Annotated in this window: 20 protein-coding genes, 2 tRNA genes and 1 pseudogene; 8 read left to right on the forward strand and 15 right to left on the reverse strand. The window is 32.0% G+C overall.

What is annotated here, in order from left to right; all coding sequences use genetic code 11:
* The first annotated feature begins 48 nt into the window (after positions 1-48).
* From def to ABYI63_RS03040, 4 genes are all read left to right on the forward strand, one after another.
* Complete coding sequence (gene def / locus ABYI63_RS03025) at positions 49-639, forward strand: peptide deformylase (protein ID WP_372753300.1); 591 nt, start codon at positions 49-51, stop codon at positions 637-639.
* A gap of 57 nt (positions 640-696) precedes the next feature.
* Positions 697-1,131, forward strand: coding sequence for a DUF5606 domain-containing protein (locus ABYI63_RS03030; protein WP_372753302.1), 435 nt, complete (start codon positions 697-699; stop codon positions 1,129-1,131).
* A gap of 72 nt (positions 1,132-1,203) precedes the next feature.
* Entirely contained in the window at positions 1,204-1,764 is a 561-nt protein-coding gene (locus ABYI63_RS03035) for a TlpA family protein disulfide reductase (RefSeq protein ID WP_372753304.1), read from the forward strand.
* Between the two features lie 24 nt (positions 1,765-1,788).
* On the forward strand, positions 1,789-2,751 hold the full coding sequence (locus ABYI63_RS03040; protein WP_372753306.1) for a D-2-hydroxyacid dehydrogenase: 963 nt from the start codon (positions 1,789-1,791) through the stop codon (positions 2,749-2,751).
* A 54-nt stretch (positions 2,752-2,805) separates the two neighbouring features.
* Here ABYI63_RS03040 and ABYI63_RS03045 read toward each other — a convergent pair whose 3' ends face one another.
* The 7 genes from ABYI63_RS03045 to ABYI63_RS03075 form a co-directional block, all read right to left on the reverse strand.
* On the reverse strand, positions 2,806-3,951 hold the full coding sequence (locus ABYI63_RS03045) for a lycopene cyclase family protein (protein WP_372753309.1): 1,146 nt from the start codon (positions 3,949-3,951) through the stop codon (positions 2,806-2,808).
* A 16-nt stretch (positions 3,952-3,967) separates the two neighbouring features.
* The gene (locus tag ABYI63_RS03050) at positions 3,968-4,417 is read right to left on the reverse strand and encodes a beta-carotene hydroxylase (protein ID WP_372753311.1); all 450 of its coding nucleotides are present in this window, start codon (positions 4,415-4,417) and stop codon (positions 3,968-3,970) included.
* Between the two features lie 9 nt (positions 4,418-4,426).
* Positions 4,427-5,266, reverse strand: coding sequence for a phytoene/squalene synthase family protein (locus tag ABYI63_RS03055; RefSeq protein ID WP_372753313.1), 840 nt, complete (start codon positions 5,264-5,266; stop codon positions 4,427-4,429).
* On the reverse strand, positions 5,263-6,729 hold the full coding sequence (locus ABYI63_RS03060; RefSeq protein WP_372753315.1) for a phytoene desaturase family protein: 1,467 nt from the start codon (positions 6,727-6,729) through the stop codon (positions 5,263-5,265). The genes ABYI63_RS03055 and ABYI63_RS03060 overlap by 4 nt, the downstream gene beginning before the upstream one ends.
* 46 nt (positions 6,730-6,775) lie before the next feature.
* Entirely contained in the window at positions 6,776-7,675 is a 900-nt protein-coding gene (locus tag ABYI63_RS03065; RefSeq protein ID WP_372753317.1) for a MerR family transcriptional regulator, read from the reverse strand.
* 79 nt (positions 7,676-7,754) lie between these two features.
* Positions 7,755-7,839: transfer RNA gene (locus ABYI63_RS03070), tRNA-Leu, on the reverse strand.
* A 56-nt stretch (positions 7,840-7,895) separates the two neighbouring features.
* Positions 7,896-7,968, reverse strand: a tRNA-Lys gene (locus ABYI63_RS03075).
* A 130-nt stretch (positions 7,969-8,098) separates the two neighbouring features.
* Here ABYI63_RS03075 and ABYI63_RS03080 point away from each other — a divergent pair.
* Both ABYI63_RS03080 and ABYI63_RS03085 read left to right on the forward strand, forming a co-directional pair.
* Positions 8,099-8,149: pseudogene (locus ABYI63_RS03080) on the forward strand (hypothetical protein); the annotation flags it as partial.
* Positions 8,130-8,636 carry a shikimate kinase gene (locus ABYI63_RS03085; RefSeq protein WP_372753430.1) on the forward strand — a complete coding sequence of 169 codons (507 nt, stop codon included), beginning with the start codon at positions 8,130-8,132 and terminating at the stop codon, positions 8,634-8,636. The pseudogene ABYI63_RS03080 and the gene ABYI63_RS03085, both read left to right, overlap by 20 nt.
* Here the strand turns inward: ABYI63_RS03085 and ABYI63_RS03090 are convergent.
* Together ABYI63_RS03090 and ABYI63_RS03095 are read right to left on the reverse strand one after the other, a co-directional pair.
* Positions 8,628-9,131 (reverse strand): phosphoribosyltransferase family protein, encoded by a 504-nt coding sequence (locus ABYI63_RS03090; protein WP_372753319.1) that lies wholly within the window; start codon positions 9,129-9,131, stop codon positions 8,628-8,630. The genes ABYI63_RS03085 and ABYI63_RS03090 overlap by 9 nt on opposite strands.
* 77 nt (positions 9,132-9,208) lie before the next feature.
* A complete protein-coding gene (locus ABYI63_RS03095) occupies positions 9,209-9,622 on the reverse strand; it encodes an RNA-binding S4 domain-containing protein (protein ID WP_372753321.1) in 414 nt (137 codons plus the stop codon).
* 168 nt (positions 9,623-9,790) lie between these two features.
* On the opposite strand from ABYI63_RS03095, the gene ABYI63_RS03100 reads away from it, so the two are divergent.
* Entirely contained in the window at positions 9,791-10,867 is a 1,077-nt protein-coding gene (locus ABYI63_RS03100) for an FKBP-type peptidyl-prolyl cis-trans isomerase (RefSeq protein WP_372753323.1), read from the forward strand.
* Positions 10,868-10,982: 115 nt separating this feature from the next.
* Positions 10,983-11,756 (forward strand): nucleoside triphosphate pyrophosphohydrolase, encoded by a 774-nt coding sequence (mazG, locus tag ABYI63_RS03105; RefSeq protein WP_372753325.1) that lies wholly within the window; start codon positions 10,983-10,985, stop codon positions 11,754-11,756.
* 81 nt (positions 11,757-11,837) lie between these two features.
* Here mazG and ABYI63_RS03110 read toward each other — a convergent pair whose 3' ends face one another.
* The 6 genes from ABYI63_RS03110 to ABYI63_RS03135 form a co-directional block, all read right to left on the reverse strand.
* On the reverse strand, positions 11,838-13,826 hold the full coding sequence (locus tag ABYI63_RS03110) for a DUF349 domain-containing protein (protein WP_372753327.1): 1,989 nt from the start codon (positions 13,824-13,826) through the stop codon (positions 11,838-11,840).
* Between the two features lie 105 nt (positions 13,827-13,931).
* Positions 13,932-14,672, reverse strand: coding sequence for a shikimate dehydrogenase (locus tag ABYI63_RS03115; RefSeq protein ID WP_372753329.1), 741 nt, complete (start codon positions 14,670-14,672; stop codon positions 13,932-13,934).
* Positions 14,669-15,685, reverse strand: a complete 1,017-nt coding sequence (locus ABYI63_RS03120; protein ID WP_372753331.1) for a DUF368 domain-containing protein — start codon at positions 15,683-15,685, stop codon at positions 14,669-14,671. The genes ABYI63_RS03115 and ABYI63_RS03120 overlap by 4 nt, the downstream gene beginning before the upstream one ends.
* A complete protein-coding gene (locus tag ABYI63_RS03125; protein WP_372753333.1) occupies positions 15,685-16,605 on the reverse strand; it encodes a DUF368 domain-containing protein in 921 nt (306 codons plus the stop codon). Before ABYI63_RS03125 ends, ABYI63_RS03120 begins: the two co-directional genes overlap by 1 nt.
* Before the next feature lie 52 nt (positions 16,606-16,657).
* Positions 16,658-18,046 (reverse strand): tetratricopeptide repeat protein, encoded by a 1,389-nt coding sequence (locus ABYI63_RS03130; protein WP_372753335.1) that lies wholly within the window; start codon positions 18,044-18,046, stop codon positions 16,658-16,660.
* 142 nt (positions 18,047-18,188) lie between these two features.
* Positions 18,189-19,388: an aspartate aminotransferase family protein gene (locus tag ABYI63_RS03135; protein ID WP_372753337.1), complete on the reverse strand. Its 1,200-nt coding sequence runs from the start codon at positions 19,386-19,388 to the stop codon at positions 18,189-18,191.
* Position 19,389: the final 1 nt, after the last annotated feature.

The raw sequence follows: 19,389 nt of genomic DNA on the forward strand, positions 1-19,389 counted from the left end.
ATAAAACATAAGTATTGTATTTTTGCAGTCAAATTACAAATTTAAATCATGATTTTACCCATTATAGCCTATGGCGACCCTGTTTTAAAAAAAGTAGGCGTTGATATAAATAAAGAGTATCCACAATTAGATGGTTTGATAGATAACATGTTCGAAACCATGTACAATGCTTATGGTGTGGGTTTAGCAGCTCAACAAATTGGTTTAGCCATAAGACTGTTTGTTGTTGATACAACGCCGTTTTCAGAAGATGAAGATTTATCGGCCGAGGAGCAAAAGACTTTAAGTGGTTTTAAACGCGTATTTATTAATGCCAAAATCACAAAGGAAGAAGGTGATGAATGGGCGTTTAATGAAGGGTGTTTAAGTATTCCCGAAGTACGAGAAGATGTTTTTAGAAAACCAACAATAACCATTTCATATCTTGATGAAAATTTTGAACCTCACACCGAAGTTTTCAGTGGTTTGGTTGCTCGCGTTATTCAACATGAATACGACCATATTGAAGGAATTTTGTTTACCGATAAATTGTCAAGTTTAAAGAAACGGTTAATAAAAGGAAGACTAACAAACATATCAAAAGGTAAGATTGACGTGGATTACCGCATGCGTTTTCCAGACCAAAAAAAGAAACGATAATATTTGCAAAGCACCAACAAACAGTTGATATTTGCCCCTTTCAATAAAAAATAATTTATGAGTTTAGAAAAAGTTTTAGCCATAGGCGGGAAACCGGGATTATATAAATTAATTGCACAAACACGTGGCGGTTTTGTTGCTGAATCATTAATGGATAATAAGCGAATTTCGGTTAATATGCAGCAAAATGTGAGTGTTTTAAGCGAAATAGCTATATATACCCTAACAGAAGAAGTGCCTTTAAAAGAAGTGCTTAAAAACATTAAGAAAAAGGAAAATGGTGGTCCAACTTCTGTAAAGGCTAAAGACAGTAAAGATAAATTAGAAGAGTATTTCTTCGAGGTACTTCCTGAATATGATGAAGATCGTGTGTATGCTAGCGATATTAAAAAGGTAATACAATGGTATAACTTATTGCAACAACACAATATGTTAGATTTTGAAGAAGAATCTACAACAGAGCAAGTAAAAAAAACAGATGAAGAGGAATAAAAACCACTCCATCATTGTTATATTTAAGGCATAGTTTCGACATAGAAATTATGCCTTTTTTAATTTACAACTATGAATTTTATTAAGAAACACTATAAAAACATTTTATTTTATGCCGCAATAGCTTTGTTGCTAATTCCGCAAACAAGACAGCCTATACAAGTGGTGTTGCATAAAGCCATTGCATGGGTTAAGCCTGTTTCAATAAATAAAGCAAAACTTGATAATATCCCACATTATAATTGGAAGCTCAGCAATGAAAATAATGCTGTTTTTAATTTTGAGGAAGCTAAAGGAAAGGTTGTTTTAATTAATTTTTGGGCAACTTGGTGTCCGCCATGTATAGCAGAAATGCCAAGTATGCAATCACTTTATAATGATTACAAAGACAAAATGTTATTTCTTTTTGTTACTAACGATGAATATTCTAAAATTAATCAGTTTTTAACCAAAAACAGTTATACATTTAAAGTACATAGGCCGGCAAGTAATTACCCTGAGTATTTTGATATCCAAACAATACCGAGAACATTTTTAATTGATAAAAATGGTAATATTGTAATAGATGAAGATAATGCTGTGAATTGGAATAGTGATAAAATTAGAAATACAATTAATACTTTATTAAAGTAATTTTAAAAACATAAACAGGAGAACATGGAAATTGTAGTTTTAGATGGATTTACTTTAAATCCGGGAGATTTAACCTGGGATGGACTCGAACAATTTGGTGATTTAAAAGTACATGATCGTACAGACTTTAATCCTGAAACGGTTATAGAAACCATAGGGAATGCGGAAATTGTATTGACAAACAAAGTGCCGCTTTCAAAAGATGTGCTTAAAAAAGTGCCAAATCTTAAATATATAGGTGTTTTAGCAACAGGTTATAACGTAGTTGATGTGGAAGCAGCACGCGATTTAAATATTGTGGTTACCAATGTACCTACTTATGGAACCATGGCTGTAGCACAATTTACAATGGCATTATTGTTGGAAATGTGTCATCATATAGGTGATCATAATAAAGCGGTGAAGGATGGTGAATGGTCTAAGTCAAAAGATTTTTGCTTCTGGAATACGCCGTTAATTGAATTGGCGGGTAAAACGTTGGGTATTATAGGTTTTGGTCGCATTGGACAAGCAACAGCGAAAATAGCGCAAGCTTTTGGGATGAATATTTTGGCTTATAATAGGAGTAAAGGCGCAGTGTTAGAATCGGAAACCTGCAAATATGCTGAGTTAGATGAACTTTTTGAAAAATCGGATGTTATTAGTTTGCATTGTCCATTAACTGAAAGTACGGAAGGCATTATTAATAAAGCGAATATTGACAAAATGAAAGATGGTGTAATGATTATTAATACCTCCAGAGGAGGATTAATCGTTGAAGAAGATTTGAAAAATGCGCTTAACTCCGGAAAAGTAGCAAGAGCTGCAGTTGATGTAGTTTCATCGGAACCCATAAAAGAAAATAATCCACTTTTAAAAGCCAAAAACTGTATTATCACGCCTCACATTGCTTGGGCTCCTAAAGAATCGAGAGCGCGGTTATTGCAAACCGTAATTGATAATATAGTTGCGTTTTTAAATAATAATCCGGAAAATGTAGTGAATTAAGGTGGGCTTTATTGGTTGTGGTATTAAATTGATGGTTTTTTCATCGGACGTGAATCAAAATGTTTTAAAAAAAGCCTTAATAAACGACCAAGAAAATAAGGACCACATAATTTTAAGTTCTTCAATAAAGGTAGACTCTTCATCTAAAAACCGAAACATGGTTTGTACGGAATTTTTATCATAGAATTGCTGAAAAATCCATTCGCCTTTATGGTTCTCATCTTTTAAAACTTTAAGAAAAACTTTATCATAAAACTTATATTTTCTTTTGAAAAGCTTGTAGGAAGGTATTCTGTTTGACTTTAAGTTCTCAATAATTTTTGCTACCTTTTTTTCGGTATGTTTAAAAGAGTAACCAGTAGAACCTTTAACCCAACCACCACCTGTGCCAATTTTAGTTACTTGCAGTGTGTTGTAATTTCCAAAAGGAAAATTAGTCATGGGTATTTGTCCTTGTTCCGTTTCAATAATCTGGTAATCATTAATTTCAAAAAATGAAGCAATATATTTTTTGATGAAATAGTCGTATCTAGAATCTTCTACAGTGTGTTTGGTAAAATAAGTAAACTCAATAAGGGCTTCGGTTTCAGAAAATGGTAAAACGTAGGTAAATGTAGTTTGTTCTCCGTCTTTCAACCTATAATCCATCATGGTAAAATGATGTTGATTAAAAACTGGAGTTTCAGTTTTAATAATCCAGCCTTTAAAATGTTGGGTAATATTTATGTATTTCGAAGCTGTTTCTTTAAAGTTTTCAGGCAAGCGACTATCGAAAACATGACTAGCTGTGTATTTGTTTTTGTTCGTTTTAACCATTACTTCATTTAGTTCTTCAATGGTTTCAACACATTCTAATATAAATTGAATGTTTTTATGTTCTTTTAGTTTTGATATGGAATCCTGGTAAAAACGGATTGCATGAATGGTTTTATAGGTGTAGGGAAGTAGGTTTAAATCAATGTTTTTTGCTGCCGTTTTAATCGAAGCATTTGTCCAAGATTTTTTAACTAGATGGTCCCATTGAGATGGTTCTTTTTCCCAGAAGCTCCATGTTTTATCATTGGTATTTTTATTTGAGGGATCTATTAAAGCGATTTGCTTGTTTTCAAAAAAAGAATCTGAGGCCATTTTTAAAGCCAGTTGCAAACCGGCCAAACCATTTCCAATAATGATATAATCGAAATGGGTAGATGTAGCCATTTTATCTAAAAAAAAACTATTTCTTAAAATATTTAAATGGAACAAAAAGCATCCCGAAGCATTCACCATCTTCTTTTCCTATGTGCTTGTGGTGCATTTTGTGTGCGCGGCGAACACCTTTTGCGTACCAATTATTGGCATTTCTAAACAATTTGAAACGTCGATGGATAAAAATATCGTGAACCAAAAAATAGGAAAGTCCGTATGCAAAAATGCCTATTCCAATGGGAAGACCTGCCCAAAAAATGTCATACTTCCAAAGTAAAAAACAGCCAATACTTACCACCGCATAAAAAATGAAAAAAGCATCGTTTCGCTCAAACCAGCTATCATGATCTTTTTTGTGATGGTCTTTGTGCAGACTCCATAAAAAACCGTGCATGACGTATTTATGAGTAAACCACGCCATAAATTCCATAAAGCAATAGGTTGCTAAAAATATGAGTATAAATAGGAATATTTGCATGCTATAAATTTACAATAAATTTAATTGATACTTAACGTAGCTACGCATCAATAATTCTATTTTTTTTGGATTAGACACGCGTATTCTTGCACTCCTAATATTTAATGCTGGCGTTTTTTCTAGTTTTTTTAGTAATTGCCAGAAATATCTGTAAGCCATAAAAACCCCAAATTTAGCTTCTATAGGTAATTTTTTAATACCGCTTAATCCTTTCTCAAAATCACTTTCAATATCATCAATAATTTGTTTTTTTGAATGTTCATCCAAATTATTTAAATTAACATTAGGAAAATAACTTCTATTCAAACCATCGAAATCTGCTTCTAAATCTCTTAAAAAGTTGACTTTTTGGAAGGCAGAACCCAAAGCCATGGCCGTATCTTTTAACTCTTCGTATTTTTCAGTATCTCCTTTTACAAATACTTTTAGACACATAAGTCCTACAACATCTGCTGAACCATAAATGTAATTTTTATATTCTTCATTTGTTAAATAGCTGCTTTTGTGTAAATCTAAACGCATACTATTCATAAAGGCATCTACCAATTCTTTATCGATTCCATATTTATGAAATGTATGTTGAAATGAATTTAAAATAGGGTTTAAGCTAATTTTGTGTTTTAGAGCGTGCTCTAAATCTTCCGAAAATTTATTGAATAGCTCTTCCTTATTATAATCATGAAAAGAATCTACAATTTCATCTGCAAATCTTACGAAGCCATAAATGTTATAAATATCACCTCTAATAGATTTGTATAGCATTTTAGTTGCTAATGAAAACGATGTGCTATAAGTTCTTGTTACAGTCTTACTGCAGGTGTACGAAACGGTATCGAAAAGTGATTTCATATTTGATGATGATTAATTATTAAATCGGATACTAATTTTCCCGATATTAGCGATGGAGGTACACCAGGTCCCGGTACGGTTAATTGGCCTGTAAAAAACAAACCTTTTACTTTTTTACTTTTTAATTTTGGTCTTAAAAAAGCAGTTTGCAGAAGGGTATTTGCCATACCATACGCATTGCCTTTGTAAGAATTGTAATCTTTTATAAAATCATTAATGCAAAAACTTTCTTTAAATATAATATGTTTTTTTGTTTCTTGTGAGGTTAAGTTGTCAAAACGATCAAGAATTTTATTAAAATAAGTTTCTCGTAGTTCTGGAGTGTCTTCCAATCCTGGAGCCAAGGGAATTAAGAAAATACCAGCTTCATTCCCTTCTGGTGCGGTACTGGAATCCGTTTTACTTGGAAAACTAGCATAAAATAAAGGAGCTTCTGGCCATTTCGGATCATCATAAATTGCTTCGGCATGTACATCAAAATCAACATCAAAGAATAAAGTATGATGGTTTACATTTATTAGTTTTTTATCAAAACCAACATAAAAAAGGAGGGAAGAAGGTGCGAATATTTTGTTTTCCCAATATTTTTTTGAATATTGTCTGTTTTGTTGCTCCAATAACGTTTCGGTATGATGGTAATCAGCACCGCTAAGTACGACATCCGACGAATAAGTTACATTATTTGAAACGACCCCAGTTGTAAGTCCATTTTTAACAATGATGCTTTCTATAGGTGCATTTGTTTTTATGGTGACTCCTAATTCTTTGGCCAAACTTTCTATTGCTAGTATAACTTGAAACATGCCCTTTTTAGGGTGAAATGTTCCAAGCCCGAAGTCTGCATAATTCATAAAACTATAAAAAGAAGGCGTATTGCTTGGTTTCGCACCTAAAAACAATACTGGAAATTCAAGAATTTTTACTAATCGGTCGTTTTTAAATTCTTTACGAACATCTTTTTTTATAGTACTGAAAAACTGATTTAATTTTTTTATAGTGGCAGGTGTTACTAATTCTAAAGGGGATATCCCTGGATTATATACCAAGTCCTTTATGGCAATATCATAATTGCTTTTAGCCTTTTCAATAAAGGTGTTAAGTTTCTTAGAACTACCTTTTTCTTCTTTTTCAAAAGCTATTTTTATTTTCTCTAAGGTATCTTCAATAGTAATGTAATCGTCCTTTCCGAAATAAACACTATATGCAGGATTTAATTTGTCCAAGGTATAGTAGTCGGACGGCTTTTTGTTAAAATCGTTAAAAAAACGTTCAAATACATCTGGCATCCAATACCAAGTCGGACCTATATCAAAAGTGAATCCGTTCTTTTTCAGTTGTCTAGCGCGACCACCGATACTTTCATTTTTCTCAAAAATAGTTACATCATAACCAGCTTTGGCTAAATAGCAAGAAGCTGCCAATGAAGAGAAACCAGAACCTATAATATTTATTGTTTTTTTCATATTGTTTAACAAATATAAAAAAAAATTAAACAATAAAAAATATTTATTATAACTCTTTCGCTAAAGTTTCAATCGATTGGAAAATTTTAATACGGTTTGGAAGAGATTTGTTGTTGTAATTTAAAAGTTTTGATCCTAATAATAACAGCTTAGAATTGTTGTCTTTAAGTAATAGGTTATTAAAATCGGATAGGTATTTTTCTATAGTTTCTTCTTCAGGGTAAACGGTGAAATAAGATACAAATGTTATGTTTTTAAAATAGTCGAATAAGTCTGTTAGACTTTCCATAGGAACACTTTCTCCTAAAAATATGGTGTGATAGCCCTTGCTTCTTAATTCGTAATTTAGGAAAAGCAGACCAATATCGTGTATTTCGTTATCTGGTAAAAATAGAACGTAGGTACTTGTATTTGGTTTTGGCTCTAAACTTTGTAATCGCTCAATATTTACTAATATCTTTTGTTTTATATGAACGGAGATAAAATGTTCGTGTGCAGGTGTGATGGTGTTTGTTTGCCATAACACACCAATTTCATTTAACAGGGGTAAAAAAACACTGTAGAAAATGTCTTTGAACGTTTTGTTTTCTAGTAAGTTGTTATAGGTATTGTAAAATAAAACCTGATCAAAATTAACCATAGCAAGTTTAAAAGCATTTATAGCATGGTCTTCAACTTTGCCTCTGGAAGCAATTTCTCTTACTTTAACTGGAATCTCTTCCTCTTTTAAACTGGCAATCTTAGATATTTTTAAACCATTATTGTTTAAATAAGATATGTTTAAAAGCTTTTGAAAACTCTCAATACTATAACTTCTAATATTGGTATCGGATCTATTTGGTTTTAGCAAATTATAGCGTTTTTCCCAAATTCTTATAGTGTGCGCTTTAATCCCTGTTAGATTTTCAAGATCCTTAATACTAAAGTTAACCTTAATATTGTTCATTTAATATCGTGTTTAGTTAAACAAAAGTAGAGATATTAATTCAATAATCCATAAAAATTGAAATAATAAATGGGAAAAGTGCGCACGAGAAGACTCGAACTTCCACATTCTAAGCGAATACCAGCCCCTCAAGCTGGCGCGTCTACCAATTCCGCCACGTGCGCATTTGTGAAGTATTTGAAAATAAAAAAAGTTAAGCAATTATGCTTAACTTTTTTTGTGACCGGGCTGGGATTCGAACCCAGGACCCTTTCATTAAAAGTGAAATGCTCTACCAACTGAGCTACCAGGTCTTGTTTTTATGTGTGCTATCGTGTTGTTGTTAGCGGGTGCAAATATAGAACCTATTTTTAATAAAACAATGCTTTTTTTTAATTTTTTTTCGTTTTTTTGCAGCACTTAAACGTATGTTTTTAATAATCAATTTATAACGTTAAAAATGATTTTAATTTTAATTGGATATATGGCTTCAGGAAAGTCTACAATAGGAAGGATTTTAGCAAAACAACTTAATTATAAGTTTTTAGATCTAGATGATTATATTGAAGAAAATGAAAAAGCGACTGTAAGTAATATATTTCAAGCTAAAGGAGAGGTTTATTTTAGAAAAAAGGAAACCCAATATTTAAATCAACTTTTAGAAAGTGAATCAAATTTAGTACTGTCTTTAGGTGGTGGTACACCATGTTACAGTAATAATATGGACCTTATTTTAAATACAGTTAATGCAAAAAGTGTTTATTTAAAAGCATCAATACCCACCTTAATTGATAGGTTGAAAAACGAAAAGAGTAAACGTCCTTTAATTGCTCATATTGAAACAGACGAGTTGCTAGCAGAGTTTATTGGAAAACATCTTTTTGAACGTTCTCAGTTTTACAGTCAGGCAAATGTTATCATTTCAACCGATAATTTTAATGAAGCGCAAATTATAGAAGAAATAACAAATAAGTTATTCTAATATAACTTCAAATTTTTGGCCATCTAAAATGACGTTTACATGTTCATGAAGTGATGTAGATAGCGAAATACCTTTGAAATCTGCTTTCACAGGATATTTTTTGTGGTTTCTATTGACTAAAACAGCCGTCTTAAATTGCTTTAATGGTACGTTAAGAAAATGCTTAACGCCATAAATAAGCGTGGTTCCGGAATTTAATACGTCGTCCACAAGCACTAATGATTTATTGGCATATGCCTCAACATCAATGGAAGTTTTAATTGGTAAATGTGGGTTTTTTTTATCAATGCTTACTTTACAAAGTATCGGTTTTATATCTGATATTTTTTCAAGAACAGCCTTTATTTCTTTTGCAAAAATATAGCCGTTACTGTCTATGCCAGCCAAAATAACTTCTGTTTCATAAACATTGCTTTCATATATTTGAAAAGCAATACGTCTTATTTTATGATTAATTTCATCGTGGTTTAATATCACGTTATTGGTAACATTCATATCAATTGCATTGTATTAAAGTATAAAATTACTTATTTTATCTGTATTTCTAAATGTAATTAGTAATATTCGGTGGTTTATTCCTCAGCGTCCAAATCTGTAAAATTATCAGGATTCTCCGTGGCGGCATCATCTGTAAAATCGTCAATATCACGTCGGTCTTTTTTAGTAGGTCTGCCAACCCCTTTCTTTCTGTAATAATCTTTGGAGTATTTCAAAAGCTCCTGCGCTTCAAATTGCTCTTTTGGTGTAGCATCAGTGCGGTAAATATCTACTAATTTAGCACCAACTCTGCTTTCCGGAATATCGTTTACTATTATTTTGTAGTTAACTTGGTCTTTTCTAAATTCAATAATATCTTGGGCATATACTTCTCTACTGGGTTTCACGATGTCTTGGTTCACGCGTACGTGACCTTTTTTACAGGCCGTAGTAGCAAGCGTTCTTGTTTTGTAATACCTAACACACCATAAATACTTATCTATTCGCATACAATTATTAAAAAATCTACGTTAATGTTGTTGTGCAAAATTATTTTTAAATTGTATCTTGCGGCTCAAAAATAAGGAATAATAAAAACATTCGTAGTTATTTAAATCTTAAAAACGAATGATAATAAAGAATCAAAATTAAACCTTTCAAAAAATAAAAAATCTCAAATGAATTTAAGAAAAGTAAGTTTATTTATTTTGTGTTTAGTTATGGCTGTGGCATCTTGTAAAAAAGATGAAGATCCAGAAGTTACGTTTACTGAATTAGAGGATAGAGCTGAGCAGCAAGAAAAAGACATGGATTCTTTAGTGAAGTATTTAGAGACTCATTATTATAATTCTGAATATATTGAAAGTTTAGGAGTAAACGCAAGTGTTTCTGATATTGTTTTTGGGAAGTTGGAAGCCGATGAAACGGATGCTCCAGAGGGATATACAATGCTTAAAAAAGGTGATGTTTACGCTCCTAAGTTGGAAATGAAATCGATAACTTATGCAGATACAGATTACGACTATTTTTTACTTAGCCTAAACATAGGAGGAGGTATAAATTCACCAAAATTTCCTGATAAAATTCGATACAATTACGAAGGCTTTACACTTGATGATGTCGTTTTTGATTATTCAGTTTTTCCGGTGGATGGTGATATGGTAGGTAATGGTACAACCAGAACCGAACGCATTCCTGGTTGGAGAAAAATTATACCATTTTTTAATACTGCTGAATATTTTGTGGAAAATGGAGACGGTACTATAGATTATTTTAATCATGGCTTAGGCGTTATGTTTTTACCTTCTGGTCTTGCGTATTTTTCTAATAGTGCAACTGGTATTCCCTCATATTCTCCTATTATTTTTAAGTTTGAGATTCTGCAAATGTTTGAAAATGATCATGATGGCGATGGTATTCCTTCTTATTTAGAAGATTTGAATGGCGATGGTGAATTCATTGTAAATTATGATGATATAACAGATAGTACAGATGATGATACGGATGGCGATTATACACCAGATTATGCGGATTCCGATGATGATGGTGATGGTATTTTAACTAAAGATGAAATTACAATAACCACTGTAAATAAAACAACTCTAAACGAAGTTAAGAATACATCTTTAGCATATAATCAGGTGCTTTTAAATAAAATAAATAAAGAGCTTGATGGTAGCTACACAGGTACTATTATTACTTTTCATGACACTGATGGTGTAGGTGTATTTGATTATTTAGATAAAAACCACTAAAAATAAATGATTTTATAACTTAAAAATCCAGCTCATTTGCTGGATTTTTTGTTATCCATTCTTTTCAATTACATAGTATATAATTGTACTTTTACCTTTTAGCAAAATAAATTTAATGAACACAAGAGCACAACAATTACAGGCATTTGACAGGCTATTAACCATAATGGATGAATTACGTGCGGGTTGCCCGTGGGATAAAAAGCAAACTATGGAAACTTTACGCCACTTAACTATTGAAGAAACCTACGAACTCGGCGATGCCATTTTAGATAATGACTTAGAAGAAGTTAAAAAGGAATTAGGTGATGTATTATTGCATATTGTATTTTATTCTAAAATAGGTAGCGAAACAAATGATTTTGACATAGCTGATGTTTGTAATAGTATTTGTGATAAATTAATAAATAGACATCCACATATTTATGGAGATGTTAAAGTTGAAAATGAGGAAGATGTAAAACGAAATTGGGAAAATTTAAAACTGAAAGAAGGTAAAAAAAGTGTTTTAGAAGGGGTTCCTAAAAGTTTACCTGCATTAGTAAAGGCGAATCGAATTCAAGAAAAAGTAGCTGGCGTTGGCTTTGATTGGGAAGCACCGCATCAGGTTTGGGAAAAGGTAGAGGAGGAGCTTCAAGAATTTAAGGAAGAAGTAACGAAAGGCGATAAAGACGCTATGGAAAGTGAATTTGGTGACGTTTTATTCTCTATGGTAAACTATGCTAGATTTTTAAATATAAACCCAGAAAACGCTTTAGAACGTACTAATAAAAAGTTCTACATGCGGTTTCAATATTTAGAAGAAAAAGCTAAAGCTGTAAACAAACCATTAAAAGAAATGACCTTAGCTGAAATGGATGTGTTTTGGGAAGAGGCAAAAAATCTATAATTTAACCTAGTTTCGACAGAATATTAAATAATAAAAAAACGGCTAAGTTTCCTTAAGCCGTTTTTTATTGGATTTTCATCCTTAGTAAAGTTCCTTAATTTTACTTAATTTTTCTTTCCAAAGTTTTAACTCATCCTTGTGGGTTTTAATATTCTTGTGAACATCTTTTACTAATGGGTTATCGTCTTCAACATTGGTGAAAAACTGTAAATTATTTTCCAATTGATTAATTTGAGCTTTTACCTCGTCAATCTTTTTTCTAATAAAATTACGTTCGTAATCTAAATCTTTATTATCATCGGAAGTACTAATGGCCTCAAGTTTATTTTCAAACTTAATCATTTCTACTTCGTTTTTATCCATTTTTATACCGGATAGGAATTCTTCAATAGCTTTGTTGAATTTGCCTTCTATATACCGTTTATCGTTTGGAACACGACCGAACTCTTTCCATTTATTAATAAATTCCTTTACGGTTTCAACATCTTTATTTTTATCTCCAGAAGATTTTAAATCCTTAAGTGTATCTAAAAGGTTTATTTTGTTGTTGAAGGCTTCTAAGCTTTCTTTATTAGCAGCATTTTTAGTGGCATGCAGCTTATCAAAATAAAAATTACAAGCGGTTTTAAACTGTTTCCAAATTTTATCGCTGTCTTTTCGAGGTACGTGTCCGACTTTTTTCCAATCGTTTTGAATTTTTTTCATCAAAGCGGTGGTTACTTCAAAATCTTCACTGTCTTTATTGTCTTCAGCAATTTTTATTAGTTCTAGTTTCTTTTGAAGATTGGTGTATTGATCTTTTTTAAGGCCTTTGTAAAAGGCATTTTTAGTTCTATTAAAAATCCTAACCGATTCTTTAAATTTTGCCCAGGTTGCTTCGTTTACTTTACTTGGCACCTTACCTATATTAAAGAAGGTGTCGCGTAAGGCTTCAACCTCCTTTATTTTTTTCTGCCAAGCGTTGTGAGAATTTAGGTTTTCGGAGCTTATGGCACGGATAGCTTCTATAACTTCAAGTTTCTTTTCAAGGTTTTTTTCGTAAACCTTATCTATTTCTTGATAATATAATTGGCGCTTATCATTTATTATTTTAGTGGCTGCTTTAAATTTATCCCAAATAACCTCTCTATGTTCTTTGTCAACGGGTCCAAGCTCTTCCTTCCACATTTTATGAAGTTCTTGTAATTCTCTAAAGGCACGCATTACGTTATCATCTTTAGCTAATTCTTCGGCACGATCAATTATTAATAATTTTCTTTCTAAATTATGTTTGAAATCTAAATCGCGTAAATCCCTGTTTAAGTGTAAAAAGTCGTAAAACATTTCTACATGATGGTGGTAACTATTCCATGCATTATTGTATTTGTCTCTAGGAATAGGACCTGTATTGCGCCAACGTTCTTGTAATTCTTTAAAGTGTTTATACGTGGTATTTATGTTTTCTTCAAGATTTATTAAGCCTTTTAATTCCTCTATAATTTCAAGTTTATCGGCTAAATTTTGCTTAAAGTTTTTCTCTAGATTTTGGTAGTGGTCGTTAAGTTTTTTTCTATAATCGTGGTAAGCTTCTTTGAAACGTTTTTGAATAGGTGATGAATAATAGAAGTCTATTTCATTACCTCCATCGTTTAAAAAATCTTCTTTTTTCTCGTCTAATAGCGCTTGAAACTTTTCTTTAAATTCCGTATTGATATTATCAACATGCGATTTTATAGCTTGAACTTTCTCTGTTTTTATAAGCTTTTCCAGTTCTATGGTAAGGTCTTCTAAAGACATTTTATCATACTCTTTTACTTCAATTGTATGACGTTCTTTATTGCCTTCATCTTCAGCGTCCTCTGCATTCGAATCTTCAATTTCATTTAAAACAGCATCATTGTCTGTGTCTGAATTTGTGGCATTATTGCTTGAATCTGATGCCTTTTCTTCAGGAACAGCAGATTCTTCAACTTTTTCAGATGAATTAGTAGTTACCGATTTATTGTCTTCTGAGTTATTTTCAGAATGATTCACATTCTTATTAACTTCTTCTTCTCCTTCTGCTTTTGGCAGGTTATTTATATCAGACATTTTAAAAAATGTTAGGGTTCGTTTAATTAGTTTAGACTTTAAAGATACTAACAAGTCTATTATTTACAAAGCACTAAGGATGATTTAATGATTAAGTAACGATTTTTAATACAAGCCCCAGATAGACCAGGCTTTTTCTGCCTGTAGTTTTAGCATGTTTAAACCATTAATAATTGTGGCATTATTGGCTTTTCCAAGTCTTAAGAATTTAGTTTCCTCTGGGTTGTAAATTAAATCGAATAAAATATGTTCTTTGGTAATACCACTATATGGTATTTCGGGACAATTATCAACATTAGGAAAGGTGCCTAAAGGCGTACAATTTACAATGATTAGATGTTGTTTTATGATGTTTTCTGTAAGTGAGTTATAAGTAAAACTAACACCTTCGGCTTGATTTCTGGAAACATAATGATAATTGATACCTAGTTCCTTAAAAGTAAAAGCAATAGCTTTGCTTGCCCCTCCGGTCCCTAGAATTAATGCGCTTTTATGTTGCGGTTTTAAATAGGGTTTTATGGTTTTTTTAAATCCATAACAGTCTGTATTATAACCAACTAATTCACCCTTTTTTGTTACTTTTATTGTGTTTACAGCACCAATGGCTTTTGCTTTTTTATTTACTTTATCTAAGTAGGGTATAACTTGTTCCTTATAGGGAATCGTAACATTTAGCCCCTTTAAATCTGTGGTATTTTTTATTATTGAAGGGAATAATTCTATACGCTCAATATCGAAATTTTCGTAGGTAGTATCCGTAATTTGTTGTTTGTCAAATTTTTCCTTGAAGTATGCTCTCGAGAAAGAGAAAGATATATTTTTGCCTAAAAGTCCTAATTTATTCATTTATTTTTTTTGGTTTTATGTCCGTAATATTCAAGTGCCAATACAATTACAATTCCGAGAATGGCAAAGGCAATGGCGTAATAGGTTTCGCTATTAAGATCCGGAATATAGCGTTCGTAGTTTAAAACCACTTTCGTTCCAGTTGAATCTAGTATTGGAGAACCATCACTATTGAGTTTGTATATTGTATGTTTCCAAGGCCAAACAACGCCTAATGAACCAATTATAAATCCAATGATAGCTGAGAGTGTTATGTTTTTATGATGTTTAAGAATATAGCTTAAAATATGAGAAAAGGTTACTAGGCCGGTAACGGATCCTAAGGTGAAAACGGTTAATACTTGTAGTAATCTTAAACGTTTGGCATTATGAATAAAACTGAAGTTCCCACTTACTATATCGTAAAAAGTATCGGAAAGGGCGTTTACAGAATCAACTAGAAGTAACACGTAATTCCCTAAAAGTATAAGTATAAAGGATCCAGAGAACCCAGGAAGGGTCATCCCAGATACACTAATGATACCGCAAAAAAACACGAACCACAGGTTATCATTTTCTTTTGCAGGATTAAAAAAGCTTATGCTTACACCCAAAAGTATACCTATTGCTAATGATGTGTAGGTTTTATAATTCCATTCTTTAAAATCTTTGTTTATGTAATAAATAGAACCTATAATCATTCCGAAGAACACACTCCACACGTATAGTTCGTAATGCTGAATTAAATAGTCTAATACTTTTGAAATGCTAAAGTAACTTACTACCATTCCTAAAAACAGAAGGCTTAAAAACCGACCATTAATATAGTTGTAAAAGCTTTTGTAGCGTTTGTTTATAAGTAGTTTAAAGGCTTTACCGTTTACTTTTTTTAACGAATAAATAAATTCCTCATAAAAACCAGCAACAAAAGCAACCACACCACCAGAAACACCAGGCACCTTATTCGCAGCACCCATACCCAATCCTTTTAGAATTAAGAAGATTTTGTCTTTAAGTGTTCTGGTATTTTCCATTACTGTTTTTTAGAGCCTACTTTTTCAAGAATAAAAATAGTTAAAAAACCAAGAACTATTAAAATTATAGCAATTACTAATTGGTTGTTTCCTTCAAAAGCTAAAGGGGAAACACTTTCTTGTAATAACGGACTTGTAACGCCCTTAGAGTCGGTATGCCAGGTTAAGGTTTTTTTCCAAGGCCAAACTTTATTAAGTGAACCAAAAATAAAACCAGTAAGTAGGGCTAAAGTAATGTTATGATAATGTTTAAAAAGCCATTTTAATACATGACTAAAGCTTAAGAGGCCAATTACAGCACCACAAATAAAAATAATAATTTTCTTAAGGTCAACGTCATGAATGGCGTCACTTAAGGTTTTATAAGCACCTAAAACAATTAAAATAAAGGAGCCAGAAATACCAGGAAGTATCATGGCGCAAATGGCAATAGCTCCAGCAATAAATAAAAAGTAATCGTTATCGTTTGTAGCCATCGTTGGCAATATGCTTACATAAAAGGCTATACCAGTGCCTATAATTAAAGCTATAAATACGGGGATGTTCCATTTTGTAATTTGCTTCCCAACAAAATAAATACTGGCTATAATTAAGCCGAAAAAGAACGACCAAATTAAAACAGGTTCGTTTTCCAGTAAAAATTTTGCCATCTTCATAAAAGAAACATAACTAATAATTACACCACTTAGCAGGGCAAGTACAAAATTTCCATTAGCTTCTTGCCAGAAACTTTTAAAGCCTTTATTAAAAAGAGTTTTAAAGAGGGCTGGTTTTATATTACTTATGGTAGAAATCAATTCTTCATAAATGCCTGAAATAAAAGCGATTGTACCACCTGAAACACCTGGAACAGCATCAGCTGCCCCCATGGCTAAACCTTTAAAGGAAATAATTAAATAGTCTTTGAGACGTCGTTGCATAGTTTGAATTTTAAACTAAAATCAAAGGTATGGATTTTAACAAGACGCTGAGTTATTGATTTGCTTTTAGTATGTTTTTAACAAGCAATTTGTTTGATACTTCTGGGAAAAGCTCTTCAATAATAAATGCATATTCTTCGTTTTGTTTTAAACCATTTTTTAGATGAAAAATGCCTTTGTCTGTTTCTTGAAGTGAAAAATATAAACCTGCTAATCTATAGTCTATTTCGGCATTTTCCGGATAAAACTCATTAGCTTGTTGAAAATTTAAAATAGCAGCTTTAGGTTCACCAAGCTTGATTAATAAATCGCCACGAGATAACCAAGTGCTTAGTTCATAATTTCCTAACTCTAGGGTTTTTTTGAATCCGCTTTCAGCTTCTTCATAAAAATTTAAACGTAAGTTGATATGAGAATACAATTTCCAATACGTTACATTTTCCGAATCTATATTAATCGCTTTTTTAATGTAGTATAGCGCTTTTTGATAATTTCTTTTACGATTATAATATCTAGTAATTGCTATCCAACCTTTATCTAATAACGGATCTTCGTGTACTGTTTTATAAAAATATTGAACGGCTAGTTCATCATTTTTAAGCTTTTCATAACAAAAACCTATACGTAATAATGCAAATGATGTTGGATCCTCAAGCTTTAAAGTAAGGGTGTAGTTTTCAATTGCTTCTTCAAAACGTTTTAATTTTTCTAAAACTTTTCCTCGTTCTAAATAAGCCCCAACAAATGTATCATCAGAAATTATAGCAAAATCAAAGGCAGCTAAAGCTTTTTTGTAATTTTTAAGTGTGTAATATTGTTTTCCCAATTGATGCCATGCCACTTCACAATACGGGTTCTTATCTAAAAACATGGTCAGATAATCAATGGCTTCTTCAACTTGATTTAAAAATTCAAAACAATAAATAACGTTATAAAGTGCAGAATAATCTTCAATATCTTCCTCAAGACATTTCATAAAGTATTCTTTTGCCTCCTCAAATTGGTCTAAAAATAGGTACTCCATACCAATTAAAGAATATAAATCAACAACATCATCGGTGAGTTCTAAAGCCTTTTTAAGAACAACAATTGCTTGTTCGTGGTCGTCTTTTTTAGAGAAAATATTAGCCTTTTGAATGTAAATTTCTTCATTCATTGGGTCTAAATTATAAAGCTCATTTAATAATTTATCAGCTTCAATAAGCTTGTCTTCAAAAACAAAAATTTCTACTTTAAAAAGTTTTAAGTTTATGGAAGTTGGATGCTGATCCAAACCTAACTTTACGGCTTTTTTAGCCAAAGCTATCTTCCCTTGATTAAGATAATGATGAATAATGTTTTCAAATTCTTCAGAATCGAAGAATAAAACATGATTTGTTTTCAGCATCGACTCAAACTTGGTTAATGGTAAATCGTTATTGTCATCATGACTAAACTCCATAAGCGCATTTGTAAGGTTGTACTTGAATAAATTTAAGCTTCTATTCCTTTTTTATTAGTCGAAAAAGTTAAATGTTTTTAACAAAGTAATGAACATTTATATTTTTGTTAAGGTTAATATCTTGTTTGTTTCTGATTATCAGCTATTTGTTATTGTTGATTTGACTTTGAATTTTATTCAAAATATCAAGAATAATGTTACAACCTTTAATTATTTCCTCGTTAGAGATGGTTAATGGCGGGGTGATTCTTACAGCTCTAGGTTCAAAAAGTAACCAAAAAAGTATGAGACCTTGGTCCTGGCTTTGTAAAATCACTTTATTTGTGATGTCTGCTGAAGGTGTCATTACAGCTAACATTAAACCAATTCCACGGATATCTGTAATTAAGGGGTGCACTAAAAGTTTACGAAATAATTGCTCCTTTTCAAGTGCCTGTGCCATTAAATCGCTTTCTGTTATTTCTTTTAAAGTAGCCAATGCCGAAGCCGCAATAACAGGATGTCCACCAAAGGTGGTTATGTGTCCCAACTTGGGATTGTTTTGTAGCAAATCCATATGTTCTGTTGATGCGGTGAAAGCACCAATAGGCATACCGCCTCCAAGGCCTTTCCCTATAACAAGAATATCTGGAATACAATTATAATTTTCAAACCCAAACAATGTTCCCGTTCGGCCAATACCAGGTTGGATTTCATCTAAAATTAAAAGAGCTCCAACAGCATCGCAACGTTTTCTAACTTTTTCTAAATAACCGTTTTCAGGTTGGATAAAACCAGCACCACCTTGTATTGTTTCTAAAATGACACCGGCTGTTTTAGTGGTAATAAGATTAAGATCGTCTTCATTGTTAAATGTAATAAAACGAACGTCTGGTAAAAGAGGTCGAAAGGCTTGCTTACGGTCTTCATACCCCATAACACTCATTGAACCCATTGTGTTTCCATGATAGGCGTTATTAGCTGAAATTATTTCGCTACGTCCCGTGGCGCGTTTTGCTAATTTTAATGCGCCTTCAATTGCCTCGGTGCCGGAATTGGTTAAATAGGTTTTTTCTAAAGGATAGGGTAGGTTTTTTGCTAGTAACTTGGTTAGTTCTACGGGGGCTTTTTGAGCGTATTCCCCGTATACCATTACGTGCATATATTTATCTAATTGCTCCTTTATCGCGTTGATAACTTTTGGGTGATTATGTCCCAATGGTGTTGCTGAAACCCCTGCAACAAAATCTAAATAAGCTTTGTTCTGGGTATCATAAATATAACTTCCGTTAGCATGAGAAACTTCCATGGCTAATGGATGTGGACTGGTTTGTGCTTGGTATTTAAGGAAATCGGATTTCATG

Source organism: Mariniflexile sp. (genome assembly GCF_041583155.1).
GTDB lineage: Bacteria > Bacteroidota > Bacteroidia > Flavobacteriales > Flavobacteriaceae > Mariniflexile.